The 15,780-nt window shown below is 47.1% G+C and carries 17 protein-coding genes; 12 read left to right on the forward strand and 5 right to left on the reverse strand.

Annotation, left to right across the window (positions count from 1 at the left end):
• Positions 1–14: 14 nt before the first annotated feature.
• Both rsmA and DWX26_RS17400 read left to right on the forward strand, forming a co-directional pair.
• A complete protein-coding gene (gene rsmA / locus DWX26_RS11615) occupies positions 15–887 on the forward strand; it encodes a 16S rRNA (adenine(1518)-N(6)/adenine(1519)-N(6))-dimethyltransferase RsmA (protein ID WP_022461748.1) in 873 nt (290 codons plus the stop codon).
• Between the two features lie 43 nt (positions 888–930).
• The gene (locus DWX26_RS17400) at positions 931–1,065 is read left to right on the forward strand and encodes a hypothetical protein (protein ID WP_270422422.1); all 135 of its coding nucleotides are present in this window, start codon (positions 931–933) and stop codon (positions 1,063–1,065) included.
• Between the two features lie 246 nt (positions 1,066–1,311).
• Here the strand turns inward: DWX26_RS17400 and DWX26_RS11625 are convergent, their stop codons facing one another.
• A complete protein-coding gene (locus tag DWX26_RS11625; protein ID WP_117802694.1) occupies positions 1,312–2,463 on the reverse strand; it encodes an ROK family transcriptional regulator in 1,152 nt (383 codons plus the stop codon).
• A 513-nt stretch (positions 2,464–2,976) separates the two neighbouring features.
• Here DWX26_RS11625 and DWX26_RS11630 point away from each other — a divergent pair.
• From DWX26_RS11630 to DWX26_RS11640, 3 genes are all read left to right on the forward strand, one after another.
• Positions 2,977–3,375 carry a Fur family transcriptional regulator gene (locus DWX26_RS11630; protein ID WP_022462913.1) on the forward strand — a complete coding sequence of 133 codons (399 nt, stop codon included), beginning with the start codon at positions 2,977–2,979 and terminating at the stop codon, positions 3,373–3,375.
• A 170-nt stretch (positions 3,376–3,545) separates the two neighbouring features.
• Positions 3,546–4,091 carry an NADH peroxidase gene (locus tag DWX26_RS11635; protein ID WP_022462914.1) on the forward strand — a complete coding sequence of 182 codons (546 nt, stop codon included), beginning with the start codon at positions 3,546–3,548 and terminating at the stop codon, positions 4,089–4,091.
• Positions 4,092–4,231: 140 nt separating this feature from the next.
• Positions 4,232–4,765 carry a cob(I)yrinic acid a,c-diamide adenosyltransferase gene (locus tag DWX26_RS11640; RefSeq protein ID WP_022462915.1) on the forward strand — a complete coding sequence of 178 codons (534 nt, stop codon included), beginning with the start codon at positions 4,232–4,234 and terminating at the stop codon, positions 4,763–4,765.
• 179 nt (positions 4,766–4,944) lie between these two features.
• Here the strand turns inward: DWX26_RS11640 and DWX26_RS11645 are convergent, their stop codons facing one another.
• The 4 genes from DWX26_RS11645 to DWX26_RS11660 are packed head-to-tail and all read right to left on the reverse strand — an operon-like array spanning position 4,945 to position 7,975.
• On the reverse strand, positions 4,945–6,297 hold the full coding sequence (locus DWX26_RS11645; RefSeq protein WP_118601467.1) for an MATE family efflux transporter: 1,353 nt from the start codon (positions 6,295–6,297) through the stop codon (positions 4,945–4,947).
• 18 nt (positions 6,298–6,315) lie between these two features.
• Entirely contained in the window at positions 6,316–6,714 is a 399-nt protein-coding gene (locus tag DWX26_RS11650; RefSeq protein ID WP_022462917.1) for a DUF4234 domain-containing protein, read from the reverse strand.
• Between the two features lie 15 nt (positions 6,715–6,729).
• Positions 6,730–7,194, reverse strand: coding sequence for a DUF2752 domain-containing protein (locus tag DWX26_RS11655; protein WP_199676805.1), 465 nt, complete (start codon positions 7,192–7,194; stop codon positions 6,730–6,732).
• Positions 7,160–7,975: a MurR/RpiR family transcriptional regulator gene (locus DWX26_RS11660; RefSeq protein WP_118601469.1), complete on the reverse strand. Its 816-nt coding sequence runs from the start codon at positions 7,973–7,975 to the stop codon at positions 7,160–7,162. Before DWX26_RS11660 ends, DWX26_RS11655 begins: the two co-directional genes overlap by 35 nt.
• A 242-nt stretch (positions 7,976–8,217) precedes the next feature.
• On the opposite strand from DWX26_RS11660, the gene nagA reads away from it, so the two are divergent.
• The 7 genes from nagA to DWX26_RS11695 all read left to right on the forward strand — a co-directional run bounded on the left by nagA (position 8,218) and on the right by DWX26_RS11695 (position 15,729).
• Entirely contained in the window at positions 8,218–9,327 is a 1,110-nt protein-coding gene (nagA, locus tag DWX26_RS11665) for an N-acetylglucosamine-6-phosphate deacetylase (RefSeq protein ID WP_055220960.1), read from the forward strand.
• 34 nt (positions 9,328–9,361) lie between these two features.
• The gene (gene nagB / locus DWX26_RS11670) at positions 9,362–10,102 is read left to right on the forward strand and encodes a glucosamine-6-phosphate deaminase (protein WP_117761352.1); all 741 of its coding nucleotides are present in this window, start codon (positions 9,362–9,364) and stop codon (positions 10,100–10,102) included.
• A gap of 474 nt (positions 10,103–10,576) precedes the next feature.
• Positions 10,577–12,559: a methionine--tRNA ligase gene (metG, locus tag DWX26_RS11675; RefSeq protein ID WP_117510577.1), complete on the forward strand. Its 1,983-nt coding sequence runs from the start codon at positions 10,577–10,579 to the stop codon at positions 12,557–12,559.
• Between the two features lie 68 nt (positions 12,560–12,627).
• Positions 12,628–13,509, forward strand: coding sequence for a hypothetical protein (locus DWX26_RS11680; protein WP_147398123.1), 882 nt, complete (start codon positions 12,628–12,630; stop codon positions 13,507–13,509).
• A 208-nt stretch (positions 13,510–13,717) separates the two neighbouring features.
• Positions 13,718–14,395 carry a DUF3990 domain-containing protein gene (locus DWX26_RS11685; protein ID WP_082426280.1) on the forward strand — a complete coding sequence of 226 codons (678 nt, stop codon included), beginning with the start codon at positions 13,718–13,720 and terminating at the stop codon, positions 14,393–14,395.
• Entirely contained in the window at positions 14,376–15,023 is a 648-nt protein-coding gene (locus tag DWX26_RS11690; RefSeq protein WP_118601470.1) for a helix-turn-helix domain-containing protein, read from the forward strand. Before DWX26_RS11685 ends, DWX26_RS11690 begins: the two co-directional genes overlap by 20 nt.
• A gap of 118 nt (positions 15,024–15,141) precedes the next feature.
• The gene (locus tag DWX26_RS11695) at positions 15,142–15,729 is read left to right on the forward strand and encodes a hypothetical protein (RefSeq protein ID WP_147398124.1); all 588 of its coding nucleotides are present in this window, start codon (positions 15,142–15,144) and stop codon (positions 15,727–15,729) included.
• Positions 15,730–15,780: the final 51 nt, after the last annotated feature.

Here is a 15,780-nt window from a genome sequence, read left to right on the forward strand (position 1 = left end):
TACATGGAGAATTTATGGAGAAAGTAAAACCGTGGCTCGGGGAGCCGCAGAATACAATAGCCGTACTGCAGAAGTACGGCTTTGTATTTCAGAAAAAGTATGGTCAGAATTTTCTGATCGATCCACATGTGCTGGATAAGATTGTAGCCGCTGCAGGTATCGGACCGGACGATTTTGTTGTGGAAATCGGACCTGGTATCGGTACGCTGACGCAGTATCTTGCGTATGCTGCGCGGAGTGTGTGTGCGGTGGAAATTGACAAGAATCTGATCCCGATTCTGGAGGATACGCTGTCGGATTATGATAATGTTGAGGTTATCAATAATGATGTTTTGAAGGTGGATCTGGCGGCGCTGGCGAAGGAGAAGAACAACGGACGGCCGATCAAGGTTGTGGCGAATCTTCCGTATTATATTACGACGCCGATTATTATGGGATTATTTGAGAATCATGTGCCGGTGGATTCGATTACGGTTATGGTTCAGAAGGAGGTTGCGGACCGGATGCAGACGGGGCCGGGATCGAAGGATTACGGGGCGCTGTCGCTGGCGGTGCAGTATTATGCGGAGCCGTATATTGTGGCGAATGTGCCGCCGAACTGTTTTATGCCGCGGCCGAAGGTTGGAAGTGCGGTGATCCGGCTGACGCGTCATGAGGTGATGCCGGTGGAGACGAAGGATGAGAAGTTGATGTTCTCCATTATTCGGGCGTCGTTTAATCAGAGACGGAAGACGCTGGCGAACGGACTGAAAAATTCGGAGCTGCTGCATTTTTCGAAAGAGGAGATTGAGGCTGCAATCACAGCCTGCGGCTGGCCGCTTACGATTCGTGGGGAGGCATTGAATTTACAGGAGTTTGCGCGGTTGACGGATGAATTGTGTAAATAGAGGGGACGCCTCGCCGTCGCCCGTCCGCCCTTGCGTGATACGCATGGCAGCGGTGGAAAAGCGGGAAAAGGGCATGAAAAAAAGCACCGTTGGCGAAACAGTGCTTTCTTTCATTTTTATTTTTAAAGGAAGGAGAGCCGATTTTCTAATCGGCAATATGAAAAAGAAAATTGTGTAAATAATGTTGGCATTCATTATTTATGCTTTTAGTATACGGGTAAATTATGTTGAAAGCGTGTTCATGTTGTAAAAAAATCATGAACAAATTGTGACTATTCAGAGCCATGCGAAATTTCAGAACAAATTGCGAATCATGTTTGCATGAATGAGCACTTTTTTCTGAAATTTCATATGGCGAGAAGCCACATCAAGATGCAGCGCAGCGGAATCGAGATGGGGCTCTGAACAGGGACTTATTTCTGAGTTACAGGTCCAGCAGCTTAAAGGTGGAAATTCCGAGGAAGTTCCGGGAGCAGAGGCTGATTCCGCCCATGAGGACGGAGACATCCTGCAGGTGAGCCGGGAGGACGTGGAGGTACCAGCGGAGGCGGTTCTGGATTCCGGAGGTGATTTCGTCGATCAGACCTGGGATGTAGTTGGTGAAGGAGCTGTTGATGACGATGACGTCCGGGTTGAAGGTGTGGAGAACCGTGTTCAGGCTGATTCCGATGTAGTGGGTGAAATCCTGCATTACTTTGCGGGCGTTGGGGTTGCCTTCCTGGTAATACTGGATGAAGCGTTCGACGGAGACGTTTTCTAAGCCTTCGGCGGCGGCAAAATCGTTCAGGACGGAGGCTTCGGAGATGTACTGTTCGAGGCAGCCGTGGTTGCCGCAGGGGCAGGGCCGGCCATCGGGGAAGAGGATGGTGTGGCCGAATTCGCCGGCGTAGCCGTTCTGGCCGGTGTAGAGTTCGCCGTCAATGAGGATTCCCATGCCGACGCCTTCGTGGATGTTCAGGAAGATCATATTTTTAAAGTGCTCTGCGCAGGCGGCTTCGCCGATGACGGAGAGGTTGGCTTCATTTTCTACGATGACAGGGACCTGAAATTCTTCTTCGAGGTAGTTTTTCAGGTTGGAGTGTTTCAGATCGTAGTAGGGTGTGAATAAAACGAGGTCGTCGCAGACGACGCCGTAGATTCCGATGGAGATTCCGACGAGGCCGCACGGGGTCTTGGGGAGGTCGGATTTGGTTTTGTGGAGGAGGGAAATCAGGTATTCCTCTAGGGAGAGGGATGGATCAATCGGGTATTCTTTTACAGTACATGATTTTCCCTTCAGATCTCCGGTGAGAATGGTGATCTTTTTTACGCCGAGATCGACGGCGATGATGGAACCGCAGCGATTATTAAAAGTAAGCAGAATCGGTTTTCGACCCATGGAAGTTTTTTCGGCGCTGCCGAGTTCTATGACGAGCTGGCGGTCGAGCAGTTCCTGGACGATGGTGGATACGGTTGCTTTTGTCAGATGCAGCATTTTCGCCAGATCTGCGCGGGAAAGCGGCGGATGGTTGGCGATTGCCTCGAGAACCAGGGCGCGGTTCATGTCTCGTATATATTCCTGATTTCCGGTACTCATAAAAAATCCTCCATTCTGCCGCATTGGCTGTACATCAATCTTAACATAAATGAGAGAGAAATGACAGGGAAAATCGGGGATGGGCAATACGAATAGAAAAATTAACGGAGAAAAACGATTTCTAGACAGAGTAGAGAGTAAGGGACAGAATTAGAAATAAAATATGTGATAAATACACAAATAAAGTATAAAATAATTCTAAAAAATGTACAGATTCACAGAAGATTCACTGCACGTTCATAATCTGTTCATAATTAATTGGTATAGTTATCTCAGTTCCAAAAGAACAGCGTATATGCAATCACTACACAATTAAGATTTTTTCATAATAATAGCCCAGGCGCCGAGAGGTTCCTGGGCACTCCTCGTTTTTGGGGGATTTTTGATCTTGGGACAGACGGAAATCTGTGTAGACAGGGTAGTGATCTTTTTCTTGACTTTTGCGAGAAGCAGCCTTATAGTATAAATATAATAACAATTACTGTTATCGAAAGATACGAAAGGAAAAAAACTATGTCAACACTCAAGTATAGCAGACAAAGAGAAAGCATCAAAGTCTGCCTTCAGGGGCGAAAGGATCACCCGACCGCAGATATGCTCTATACCGATGTACGGAAAGAATTTCCCAATATCAGTCTTGGCACAGTATACCGGAACCTGTCTCTTCTTTCTGAATTAGGAGAGATCAAGCGTCTTACAACAGGAGATGGCCCGGACCGGTTCGATGGAGATACTTCCACGCATCACCATTTCATTTGCAGAAAATGTCACTGCGTGACAGACCTTACAATGCGTGACATCAGCGAAATCAAGAACGTAGCAGCGGAAAATTTCAGAGGTACGATCGAAGATTACTCTGTGAATTTTTACGGCATCTGCGAGAACTGCAAAAATCACCCGGGGAACGTATAGCATCCCCAGGAAGAAAGAAAAAATTAAAAATAGGCATTGACAAAAAGGGAAGCTTATGTTAAAGTAATATCAGTAACAGTTACTAATATCAAAAATAAAAAACTGTTATAAACCACAAAATTGGAAATGATAAAATTAAATACACAACAAAAAGAAAGGAAAGAAAGACTATGAAAAAATTTGTATGCAGCGTATGTGGATATGTTTATGAAGGAGCAGAAGCACCGGAAGTCTGTCCGATCTGTAAAGCACCGAAAGAGAAATTTATCGAGCAGGGCGAGGATCTGACCTGGGCAGCAGAGCATGTAGTTGGCGTAGCATCCGATGTTCCGGAAGATATCAAAAAAGACCTGAGAGCCAATTTCGAGGGCGAGTGCTCTGAGGTTGGTATGTACCTGGCAATGTCCAGAGTAGCATTCCGCGAGGGATATCCGGAAGTAGGTCTGTACTATGAAAAAGCAGCTTACGAAGAAGCAGAGCACGCAGCAAAATTCGCAGAGCTTCTCGGCGAAGTCGTAACCGACAGCACCAAGAAAAATCTGCAGATGCGTGTAGAGGCAGAGAACGGAGCAACCGCTGGCAAAACAGATCTTGCAAAACGTGCCAAAGCCCTGAATCTCGATGCAATCCATGACACCGTGCATGAGATGGCAAGAGACGAAGCTAGACACGGAAAAGCATTCGCTGGTCTGCTGGCTAGATATTTCGGTAAATAATCAGGAAACCTTTTTGGGGGGCGGAATAAAATCTGCCCTCCTTTTTCCGTTGTTTACAATTTTTACTTGGGATTGCGAACTTGTTTCGAATTACCTGTTGTTTACAAATGAACATAGAAAGAAAAAGCGAGGTTTTCACCATGGAAAAACAGACAGGCTGTGTCCACATCTACTGTGGGGATGGAAAAGGAAAGACGACTTGTGGTATGGGACTCTGCACGCGTGCGGCAGGGTATGGATACCGTGTTTTGATTTATCAGTTTATGAAAGATAACAGCACGAGCGAGCGGAAGGTGCTCTTACTGTCGCCGAATGTGACGTTTGTGCCGGGGCAGGACAAGATAAAGTTTTCGTTTCTGATGACACCGGAGGAGAAGGCAGAGCAGAAACGGTATTATGAAGAGCAGTTTCAGAAAGTGACAGAAAAAGCAGTTCAGGAAGAATACGATGTACTGTTTCTGGACGAGCTGGTTTATACGATTGGAAGCAAACTGTTTGATGAGCAGCTCCTTCTGGATTTTCTGGATCACAAGCCGGAGAAGCTGGAAGTGATTCTGACAGGGCAGGGACCATCGGAGGCGCTGATTGAGCGGGCGGACTATGTTTCGGAGCTGAAAAAAATCAAGCATCCGTTTGACAAGGGTCTTGCGGCAAGAGATGGAATCGAGCGGTAACGCTGAAAAAACAAGAAAAAAGATACTGTTTTGCGGGGAAGATGATTCCATGCAGAACAGTATCTTTTTCTTGATTTTGCGGGCAATGAACCAAAATCTGTGATGGAACAAGTTTCTGGTGATTGCCGCGATAACCTGAGAAGTATCTGGAAGCCGCTGTAAGACAGAAAATAACGTTATTATTTCGCACCGCGATCCGCAATCATTTTCGTGGATTTCTTCACGCAGTACAGACATGTCGGTGCGATATAGCAGCAGGCGGCGAGCCACGCAGCCTGATCCGCAAAGCAGATTGCGGTGAAACCAAACGCACCGACAAATCCCAGGCAGACAATCGTTCGTGCCAGCATCTCCATTACGCCGGAGAAAACGGCTCTTCCCGAGTAGCCAAGTCCCTGCGTTACCATACGGCAGACATTCAAAATACCAAGCATCCAGTAGAAAAATCCGAGGCAGCGCAGATATTTTGCCGAAGCGTTGATTGCTTCGAAAGCAGAGCTGACAATAAAGAGCTTTGTCAGCGGCCGTCCGAACAGAATCATGATGACACCTGCAAACGCACCATAGACGACACCGACAAGCACACCCTGGCGGAGTCCCTGACGGATTCGCTTTGACTGGCCGGCTCCGAGATTCTGACTGCAGAAGACGGAAGCCGCGGTACTGATCGCATCAAACGGACACATCATAAACTGTTTGATTTTCATAGCAGCTGTGAACGCCGAAACATAAACACTGCCAAGCCCATTATTCGCTGACTGCATTACCATACTGCCGATCGCCGTGATCGAAAACTGCAGTCCCGTCGGAATGCCCATTGCGAGGAGTTCCTGCGCGGCATCCTTTCGCAGAGTGCGGTTTTCCTTTGTCGGAAGCAGGAGCTTTACCTTACGGGAAATAAAAAACAGACATAAGAGTCCGCTGATCGCCTGGGCGGAAATCGTCGCAATCGCCGCGCCTGCGCACCCCAGATGCAGAATGATAATATAGAACAGGTCGAGGAAAATATTCAGGATTGCCGAAAATGCCAGAAACAGAAACGGCGTGCGGCTGTCCCCGACGGCACGCAGGATGCTGGAAAGATAATTGTACAGAATCGAAAACGGAATCCCGAGGAAAATCACAAGCTGATATGCGTAGGCATCCGCGAAGATATCGGACGGAACCGACAGCAGGTGCAGAATCGGTGCACAGAGTAAACTGCAGAGTGTGGTCAGAATGGCCGCAATCAGGACAGCAAGTGCAGCACCATTAAAAATATAATCGCGCATTTTATCAAGCTTTCCGGCGCCGAAATACTTGGCAACCGGAACACTGAATCCCGTGCAGCTTCCCATACAGAAGCCGAGCACCAGAAACTGTACACTGCTGCTTGCACCGACGCTGGCGAGCGCCTCCGGGCCAAGTGCCTGGCCGACAATCGCCGCATCGATGATGTTATACGTCTGCTGCAGCAGATTTCCGATGAGAAGCGGAAAGGCAAACGAGAGCATCAGCTTTACCGGATTTCCCTTTACCATAGATGTTGCCATAAAAAACGCCTCCCCTGCTTAATATGCACGTGAATTATAAACGAGTGCCGTCTTATTCAGGTTCTGGATCATGAAATAGTCGGCAACGAGCTGGCCGATGCCGCCGGTCAGGTAGCCGAGCAGCGTCCACAGAAGAATGGCAGAACCATTTTCCTCAATCATCACACCGTAGCGGTCGTAGGATTCGCGGTACATGCGGTTCGCCTGTTTGTAACGCCAGTAAACGCCGTAAATTCCACAGGTAACCCAGGACAGAAGCAGCACAATAATGTAGTTCGGGCTGTCTTCGCCGTCACCGTAAAAGATGGTGTTCAGGTCTTCCACATAAACATACCAGAAGTAGATCGAGTAGAGTCCGCACGTCAGAAATGTGAGCAGAAGATAGAACCAGAAACTGCGGTTGTCTTTTACATTCATTTGTAAATACCCCCTTTAATTAAGATAGAACCATTGTAGCACGCGCCCGAGAGAAGGGTCAATAGAAAGGAGCGGGTCGTGGTAATAAATGCGCCAGGCATAAACGGCGAGAAGCAGCACGACAAGCACCGTAATGATCCCCTTTTTAAAACGCCGAAGTCCCGCCGTCTGTTCCGGCCCGAAGAAGAGCCAGACACCTGCGGGTAGCACGGCATAGACAAGCGGATGCATCCGAAACGCCGCCTGAAAATGACCGGAGAGCATTAACAGTACCGCGCGGCTCATTCCGCAGCCCGGGCAGGAAATGCCTATGAAAAAACGGATCGGACAGCCGATGCCTGTGAGGGTGATGAAGGCGACGTAAACGCCGAGGAGCAGGCAGAAGAAAAAGAAATCGCGGCAGCGTTTCTTCAGAAAAGAAAGATACGCGCTGCCGCGGCCGGGATCACGTTTCATGGAGTTTGGTGACGGCGTATTCATATAAAGCCTCCTTGCGCTCGCTGTCGGTCGTGAGAAAATGCGAGTACAGAACGTCGATCATAACGAGAATCGGGAACTGCGGAGAGATTGCGCCGCCGTTTTTCAGATGCTCTTTGACCGCAAGCAGCAGGACTTCATCGCAGAAGGCATCGTAATCGCTGGAGCTGCGGGAAGTAAAGAGAATGGTAGAGGCTCCCTTTTCCTTTGCGGCTCCGAGCGCACGCAGCACCTCCGGTGTCTGTCCACTGACGGTAATGCCGATTGCAGCGCAGCTCTCATTGAGCAGAACGGCATTCATTTTCATGATGTGAATGTCGGTAATTGCTTCAATATCCACGCCTGCAAGCATAAAACGCAGCTTCATTTCCTGGGCGGAAAGTCCGGAGCTTCCAAGACCGTAGACATACACCCGACGCTTCGAAGTGAGAATATGGCAGATGCGGTCAATCTGCGCGCGGTCGGCGAGCGAGTAGCTTTTATTCAGCAGCTCCTGATACGTATTCAGCACCTGTTTGATGTGATCGTCCGTACCGGGCAGTGTAGCGTTCAGACCTTCCTGGTAACGGTAGACAAATTCGCGGTAGCCCGTGTAGCCGCATTTTTTCGCAAAGCGGGAGAGCGAAGCCTCCGAAACATAGAGCAGTTCCGAAACGTGGCGCGCGGACAGATCCGACTCGTCGGTATTATGAATAAAAAAATCTGCTACCGTCCGTTCCAGGGGAGTGAACGAGGGATAGACAGACTCAATGACAGGAATAATTGATTTTTCAAAGTGTTCCATGGAACGTAAGTCCTCCTGGTATCTGTAAATATCTGAAAAAAATTCAGATCAGTTCTTGCTTTATTGTATCACAGGCAGAGTGGTGAATCAACTTTCAATTGTGTGTGAATTGTACGGGAAAGCGGGCGGAAAAATGGAAAGAACTTTAATGACGTGAAAGTAATTTCTAAAATATAAAAATAGTTGAAAATAAAATCAACATAAATTATAATCAGAACAGATCAAAGAAAGAAGGCAAGACAATGATTATCAAAAACGGACGCGTATTTCAGGAAGACGGAACGTTTGCGGAAAAAGATCTTTATATAGAAGGAAAACGTTTCGTTTCCACAAAAGAAGAAGTGATCGATCAGGAAGTGATCGATGCGAAAGGCATGATGGTTCTGCCGGGACTGGTTGACGTACACAGCCACGGCGCTGCCGGACATGATTTTTCAGACGGAGACGTGGAAGGTTTAAAAGAGATCCTGCGCTACGAGAAAGCGCACGGCATCACCTCTTACTGCCCGACATCCATGACACTGCCAAAAGACGATCTGCTGAAAATCTTCGGAACCATCGAAGCAATCAAAGATGAGCCGGAAGCAGAAGTGATCGCCGGCGTCAACATGGAAGGACCGTTCATCGATCCGATCAAAAAAGGCGCACAGGCAGAGGAGAACATCGTGGCTCCGAACGCTGAGTTCTTCCGCGCATGCAATGCGGCGAGCGGCGGAAAAATCCGTCTCGTAACCCTGGCCCCGAATATGCCTGGCTCACTGGAATTTATCAAAGAGGTTTCCGATGAAGTCATGGTTTCCATCGGCCATACAACAGCAGATTATGACACCGCGCTGGCTGCCATGAAAGCAGGAGCACACCATGTCACCCATCTGTACAACGCCATGCCGCCGTTCGCACACCGTAACCCTGGTGTCATCGGCGCCGCATTCGACGATCCGGAGTGCCGCATGGAGCTGATCTGTGACGGCTATCACATTCACGGTGCGGTTGTCCGCGCGACCTTCTCCATGATGGGAAGTGAGCGCATGGTTCTCATCAGCGATTCCATGATGGCAACGGGAATGCCGAACGGAACGTATTCCCTCGGGGGACAGGCTGTCTGGATGAAAGACGGAAAAGCAACCCTGACCGACGGTGAGACCATCGCGGGTTCCGCTACGAACCTGTACGACTGCATGAGAAAAGCAGTTTCGTTTGATATTCCGCTGGCAGATGCCATTTTTGCGGCAACAAGAAATCCGGCACAGAGCATCGGTATCTACGATGAAGTAGGATCCATTGCACCGGGCAAAAAAGCGCATGTACTTCTGGTGGACGACGAACTGAACCTGAAACAGGTTATTATGTAATTTATTATATAGAAGAAATTTGGAGGAAAAACAAATGTTATTAATTGAAGCAAAAGATTACAATGATATGAGCAGAAAAGCAGCAAACATCATCTCCGCGCAGGTGATCATGAAACCGCACGCAGTGCTCGGCCTTGCAACCGGATCTACCCCGGTCGGTGCTTACAAACAGCTCGTTGAGTGGTACAACAAAGGTGACCTTGATTTCGCAAATGTCACCAGCGTAAACCTGGACGAGTACAAAGGACTCTCCCCGGAGAATGATCAGAGCTATCGTTACTTCATGAACACCAACCTGTTCAATCATGTCAACATCAACAAAGAGCGCACCTTCGTTCCGAACGGGCTGGAGCCGGACAGCGAAAAAGCATGCGCAGCTTACAACGAAATCATCCGCAGCGTCGGCGGCATTGACCTGCAGCTTCTTGGACTTGGAAACAACGGCCACATCGGATTCAACGAGCCGGGCGCAGCATTCGAGAAAGAGACACACTGCGTTGACCTGACCGAGAGCACCATTCAGGCAAATAAACGTTTCTTTGAAAAAGTAGAGGATGTTCCGACCCAGGCATACACCATGGGAATCAAGAACATCATGCAGGCAAGAAAAGTTCTGCTGATCGTCAGCGGCGAAGGAAAAGCAGAGATCCTCGACAAAGTTCTGTACGGACCGGTTACTCCGCAGGTTCCGGCTTCCATCCTGCAGCTTCACAACGATCTGACAGTTGTAGCAGATGAAGCAGCAATGTCTGTGATCAAAGCAAACCACAGATAATTGTTACGATGAATGAAAAGTCCGCCGAATGGGGAGAATATGAAAAATCCCCGTACGGCGGGCTTTTTTGCGGTTTACAAATCCATGTAAATGTGTTAGCATAAAACTAGCGCACAAAAGCAGTGCATAAAATGAAAACACAGTGACGAAGAGAGTACATCTGCATTCGCAAATTTACAGAGAACACCCCCGGAAACCATTCCGGTTTTGCAGGCTGAGAGGGGAGGAGGAGCGGCAGATCGAACATGGCTTCCGAGAGGCGCACCGAACCGTGAGAACAACAATCTGAAACGGTAAGGCTGCGACAGGTTCCGCCTGTTACAGCGGAGAGGTATAGCAAATGTACCTGCAGAGGTTTCTGCCGTGAGGCAGGGACGAAAAGAAGTGGTATCACGGGTAAACAAACCTGTCTTCTTCCGACTACAAGAGAGCGGAATAAGGCAGTTTTTTTATTTGAAAGGAGAAATGAAAGCAATGGAAAAAATCAGACCGAAATATTATATCACCACGGCGATTGCCTACACATCCGGCAAACCGCACATTGGAAATACCTACGAGATCGTACTCGCGGACAGCATCGCCCGCTTCAAACGTCAGCAGGGCTACGATGTATTCTTCCAGACCGGAACCGATGAGCATGGCCAGAAGATCGAGCTGAAAGCAGAAGAGGCAGGTATCACGCCAAAAGAATTCGTAGACAACGTATCCACCGAGATCAAGAGAATCTGGGATCTGATGAATACGTCCTACGACAAATTCATCCGTACCACCGACGCCGATCACGAGGCACAGGTACAGAAAATCTTCAAAAAACTGTACGATCAGGGAGATATCTACAAAGGATATTATGAAGGCCTTTACTGTACACCGTGTGAATCCTTCTTCACCGAGTCCCAGCTTGTAGACGGAAAATGCCCGGACTGCGGACGCCCGGTTACCCCGGCAAAAGAAGAGGCATATTTCTTCAAAATGAGCAAATATGCACCGAGACTGATCGATTATATCAACACCCATCCGGAGTTCATCCAGCCGGTTTCCAGAAAGAACGAGATGATGAACAACTTCCTTCTTCCGGGACTGCAGGATCTCTGTGTATCCAGAACCTCCTTTACCTGGGGAATCCCGGTATCCTTCGATCCGAAGCACGTTACCTACGTATGGCTGGACGCACTGACCAACTACATCACCGGAATCGGTTATGACTGTGACGGAAACAGCTCCGAGCAGTTCAACAAGCTGTGGCCGGCAGACCTGCATCTGATCGGAAAAGACATCATCCGTTTCCATACCATTTACTGGCCGATCTTCCTGATGGCACTCGATCTGCCGCTTCCGAAACAGGTATTTGGTCATCCGTGGCTGCTGCAGGGCGACGGCAAGATGAGTAAATCCAAAGGAAACGTGATCTACGCAGACGATCTGGTAGACCTGTTCGGCGTAGACGCTGTCCGCTACTTCGTTCTGCACGAGATGCCGTTTGAGAACGACGGTGTCATTACCTGGGAGCTGCTGGTTGAGCGTATGAATTCCGACCTTGCCAATACTCTTGGAAACCTGGTAAACCGTACCATCTCCATGAGCAACAAATACTTCGGCGGCGTTGTGACAAAGACCGGCGCAGCAGAAGAGGTGGATGATGATCTGAAAGCAGTCGTTACCGCAACAAAAGCAAAAGTTGCTGCAAAGATGGAAGAGCTGCGTGTGGCAGATGCGATGACCGAAATCTTTGGTCTGTTCAAACGCTGCAACAAATACATTGACGAGACGATGCCGTGGGCACTGGCAAAAGACGAGGCAAAGAAAGACCGTCTGGAAGAGGTTCTGTACAACCTGGTAGAGAGCATCACCATCGGCGCATGCCTGCTCGAGTCTTTCATGCCGGAGACCACCGAGAAGATCCTGGCTCAGTTGAATGCAGAGAAACGCAGCTACGAAGAGCTGGATCAGTTCGGACTGTATACATCGGGCAATCAGGTAACCGATCAGCCGCAGATCCTGTTCCAGAGACTCGACGTCAAAGAGGTTATGGAAAAAGTAGAAGTGATCCAGGCAAAACAGAAAGCTGCTATGGCTGCCGCAAAAGAAGAAGAGGAAAAAGCCGAAGAAGCTGTTGTAGATGTAGAGCCAAAAGAAGAGATTACGTTCGAAGACTTTGGAAAAATGCAGTTCCAGGTAGGTGAGATCATCTCCTGCGAACCGGTGAAGAAATCGAAAAAACTCCTCTGCTTCCAGGTCAAAGTCGGAAGCCAGACAAGACAGATCGTCTCCGGAATCAAAGCATATTACAAACCGGAAGATACCATCGGAATGAAGGTTATGGTCCTGACCAACCTGAAACCGGCCAAACTGGCAGGCATGATGTCTGAAGGAATGCTCCTCTGCGCAGAAGACGCCGAAGGCAACGTATGCCTCATGACCCCGGAAAAAGCAATGCCGGCAGGGGCGGAGATCTGCTGATGGATTAAAAGAAAAATAGAGTAAATAGAGAAATCCCTTTCCATGCGTGATGTGTGGGGAGGGATTTTTTGCGTTTTAAAAAGTTAAGGAAAACGTCATATAAAGATTCTGAATCTTATGATAATATAATGATAAAGAGAGAATATTTGAACGGGTTTATCGAATATGACAACAGGAAGGAGGAGCGTTGTATGAGAAAAATGCGGACGTTATTTCTGGTTTTACTTTGTTGCGGACTGTCATTGTATGCGGGGGTATCTTATGTGAAGGCAGAGGAAAAGGTTCCTTCTGATTACGATGCTTATTTGCAGGAAACAGGGATGCCAGAGAATGAGATACAAAAGCTGGATGAGCATGTGAAGCAGTTTATCGTCGATGATTTAAAAAATGGGGATGGAAAATTTGAGTATATGAAAATCGATGTAGGAAAACAGGCGATGAATGGAAGAGAGGAAGATTTCGAATGGATTGAGTTCTATGCATCAGCCTTTCAAATTGGTTCGACGATTTATATTTATCCGACCTATGAATTTGCAGAGAACAAAAAACCCTGTGGAAACGACAGCTTTTCGTTTTTGTTGGGAGAGGCGATAAGACCGTATGAATTTGGCGGAACCTTATGGTATAAGGACAGAACAATGAGCGACTGGGAAGTCAGTGGGAATCTTATTGCAAACAATCAACAGCTAAATGGCGCCAGCTATTCCGGGAGCCAGCTGGGAACACCGAGATCTGCGATGAAATTCATGGGAACCACATACTGCCATGCGTCGGTGGGGACGGGGGATGATAACAGAATTTTGATGGGGTATTCGTATCAGCCGAAGGAAGTAAGAGTTGAGTTATTCGGATGGAGGCTTTCGAGAAAACAAATAATTTTTGTGCTGGCGGGAGGAGTTGTTGTAGGAAGCGTATGGTGGAGAAAAAATAAGGGTAAGACGCAAAAATAGCCACCCCTGTCTGCAAACTAGGCGACCATTTTTGACATAATTAGTAAACAGGCTGACCGTCTGTCGGCAGCGCTCTTTTTCGACATCATAGCATCACGCTTTTGTAAAAATGTCAAAAGTTCTTTCAAACGTATTTTCTGAATCCAAATTTTTCTATTTGTTGTTTTTATACGCCTTTAGGAGTATAATTCGAAGCAGAGGTGGTAAAATGAAAAAAACAGTTTATCATGGTTCGGATCATATTATTGAACGGCCGAAATATGGTTATGGAAAAATTTATAATGATTATGGTGTTGGATTTTACTGTACAGAAAACCAAAATATGGCCAAAGAATGGGGTGTCAGTGCGGATAAAAATGGTTACGCAAATAGATATGAGATTGAATGTGATGGATTGAAAGTTCTCAATTTGAATATGCGCGACTATACAATGCTCCATTGGCTTACGATTTTGTTGGAAAATCGAGAATTTGATGCATCCACACCGTTGGCGGCAGAAGCAAAAGAATATTTGCTACAAAATTTTCATCTTGATTATGAAAAGGCAGATATTATCATTGGATATCGTGCTGACGACAGCTATTTTTCTTTTGCAGCGGATTTTATTAATGGTGCAATTTCTTACCGTCAGTTGAGTAATGCAATGCGTCTGGGAAAACTGGGACAGCAGTTTGTTTTAAAAAGCAGAAGAGCATTTGAACGTTTGGAATTTACAGGGTATGAGATTGCAAGTGTGCAGGAATGGTATAAGAGGAAAGCATCCCGTGATCATATGGCGCGTCGGCAATATTTTGATCTGGAACGAAACCGCCGTCAGCGGGGTGATTTATATATCACCACAATTTTAGATGAGGAGATGAAACCAGATGATCCACGCTTACGATAAATTATATCTTTCTGTTGCACAAAAAAATCTTGCCTGCATGCTGGATTATATGGTCAATGATTTAAAACGGCCGTTGGAAACTGTATGGCAGTGGTTTTGTATGAGTAATACAGCGTCACGGTTTGAACGAGGTGACTGTTCTGTGGTAGCGGGAATGTCGGGAGTTGAAATTGCATATGAAGTATTACAGGAAGCAGGGGAACCAAAGCCGGAACAAGCCCCCTCTTATTCTTACGATCGCAGCCCTGAATATTGGACAGGCTGGGCGTTGGCCTATTATCAGTGGAGTACCAGTTTGTCTTTTGCGGAAATAAACCAGGCTATTCCTGTAACTGAAGTGCGAATGCTCTACACGCCGTACCATGAAATGGATATACGCCAGTTTGTGGACAAAATGAATGAATTATATCGTGAAGCAAAACCGGAGACAAACTTGAAAGAATTGCGTACTTTTGCAAATCTAAGTCAGAGTGAACTGGCACAGCAGGCAGGTGTTTCGGTTCGGACCATTCAGCAGTATGAACAGCGAAGAAAGGATATTAACAAGGCGCAGACAGAGACCTTGTTGAAGATTGCGCGGGCATTAGTATGTACGGTAGAAGATCTGGTGGAGAAAGTTCCAACTTGATAAAATGAATAAAAAGTTTTTTGTTCAAAGTTTCAGAAAACGTCATAAACTATTTCAGGCGTTTACGCTATCATGAAAATATAAAAATGGTATCATGAAACATTCATACGAGACGGGGGTGAACAAAAAAATGGTCTTTTTTCGAATGCTGCATTCCGATTTCAGTAGAATGATAAAATCGTGGAAATTTTATCTCACAATTGCCTTTATTGCCGTACTTACCTTCCTGAGCATTTACCCTGAAGCAGCAGGATCAGGAGGAAACTGCTCGGTTTATTATCTGGTGAATGCGCGCGGCGGTGTAAGTGCGTTTCTGGTGACGAATACAATTCTTGTCGTATTGCCGTTCGCGCTCAGTTACTGGGAGGATGTGCAGAAAAATTATATCAACTGTATTTTACCGCGGGTACATAGCAGCGTTTATAGTTTTTCCCATGTGTTAATGACGGCTTTCGACGGCTTTCTGGCTGTGTTTTTGGGATATTCGCTCTGTTTTGGGCTGATGGCGCTGCGGCTTCCGCTCATAACATCTGATGAGGTCAAAGCATTGACAGAAACGATGTCGTTGATGGGATATGACAGCCTGCTGCTGCATGCACCGATGCTTTACTTTGCTATGGGTAAAGAATGGGAGGGTTCCATACTAAAGATAAATTATAATGCATGGAATTGCCTTGATTTAGGGCAATTCCATATTTTATTTTAACTATAAATGAGCAAATATCGAATTTTGCACAAACTTATCCCACAAACTTAA

This window comes from Blautia sp. AF19-1 (genome assembly GCF_003479155.1).
GTDB lineage: Bacteria > Bacillota > Clostridia > Lachnospirales > Lachnospiraceae > Fusicatenibacter > Fusicatenibacter saccharivorans.

What these genes read in the sequence shown, in the direction of transcription:
- rsmA (WP_022461748.1), top strand. Translation starts at nt 15, where the DNA reads ATGGAGAAAGTAAAACCGTGGCTCGGGGAGCCGCAGAATACAATAGCC.
- DWX26_RS17400 (WP_270422422.1), top strand. Translation starts at nt 931, where the DNA reads ATGGCAGCGGTGGAAAAGCGGGAAAAGGGCATGAAAAAAAGCACCGTT.
- DWX26_RS11625 (WP_117802694.1), bottom strand. Translation starts at nt 2,463, where the DNA reads ATGAGTACCGGAAATCAGGAATATATACGAGACATGAACCGCGCCCTG.
- DWX26_RS11630 (WP_022462913.1), top strand. Translation starts at nt 2,977, where the DNA reads ATGTCAACACTCAAGTATAGCAGACAAAGAGAAAGCATCAAAGTCTGC.
- DWX26_RS11635 (WP_022462914.1), top strand. Translation starts at nt 3,546, where the DNA reads ATGAAAAAATTTGTATGCAGCGTATGTGGATATGTTTATGAAGGAGCA.
- DWX26_RS11640 (WP_022462915.1), top strand. Translation starts at nt 4,232, where the DNA reads ATGGAAAAACAGACAGGCTGTGTCCACATCTACTGTGGGGATGGAAAA.
- DWX26_RS11645 (WP_118601467.1), bottom strand. Translation starts at nt 6,297, where the DNA reads ATGGCAACATCTATGGTAAAGGGAAATCCGGTAAAGCTGATGCTCTCG.
- DWX26_RS11650 (WP_022462917.1), bottom strand. Translation starts at nt 6,714, where the DNA reads ATGAATGTAAAAGACAACCGCAGTTTCTGGTTCTATCTTCTGCTCACA.
- DWX26_RS11655 (WP_199676805.1), bottom strand. Translation starts at nt 7,194, where the DNA reads ATGAATACGCCGTCACCAAACTCCATGAAACGTGATCCCGGCCGCGGC.
- DWX26_RS11660 (WP_118601469.1), bottom strand. Translation starts at nt 7,975, where the DNA reads ATGGAACACTTTGAAAAATCAATTATTCCTGTCATTGAGTCTGTCTAT.
- nagA (WP_055220960.1), top strand. Translation starts at nt 8,218, where the DNA reads ATGATTATCAAAAACGGACGCGTATTTCAGGAAGACGGAACGTTTGCG.
- nagB (WP_117761352.1), top strand. Translation starts at nt 9,362, where the DNA reads ATGTTATTAATTGAAGCAAAAGATTACAATGATATGAGCAGAAAAGCA.
- metG (WP_117510577.1), top strand. Translation starts at nt 10,577, where the DNA reads ATGGAAAAAATCAGACCGAAATATTATATCACCACGGCGATTGCCTAC.
- DWX26_RS11685 (WP_082426280.1), top strand. Translation starts at nt 13,718, where the DNA reads ATGAAAAAAACAGTTTATCATGGTTCGGATCATATTATTGAACGGCCG.
- DWX26_RS11690 (WP_118601470.1), top strand. Translation starts at nt 14,376, where the DNA reads ATGATCCACGCTTACGATAAATTATATCTTTCTGTTGCACAAAAAAAT.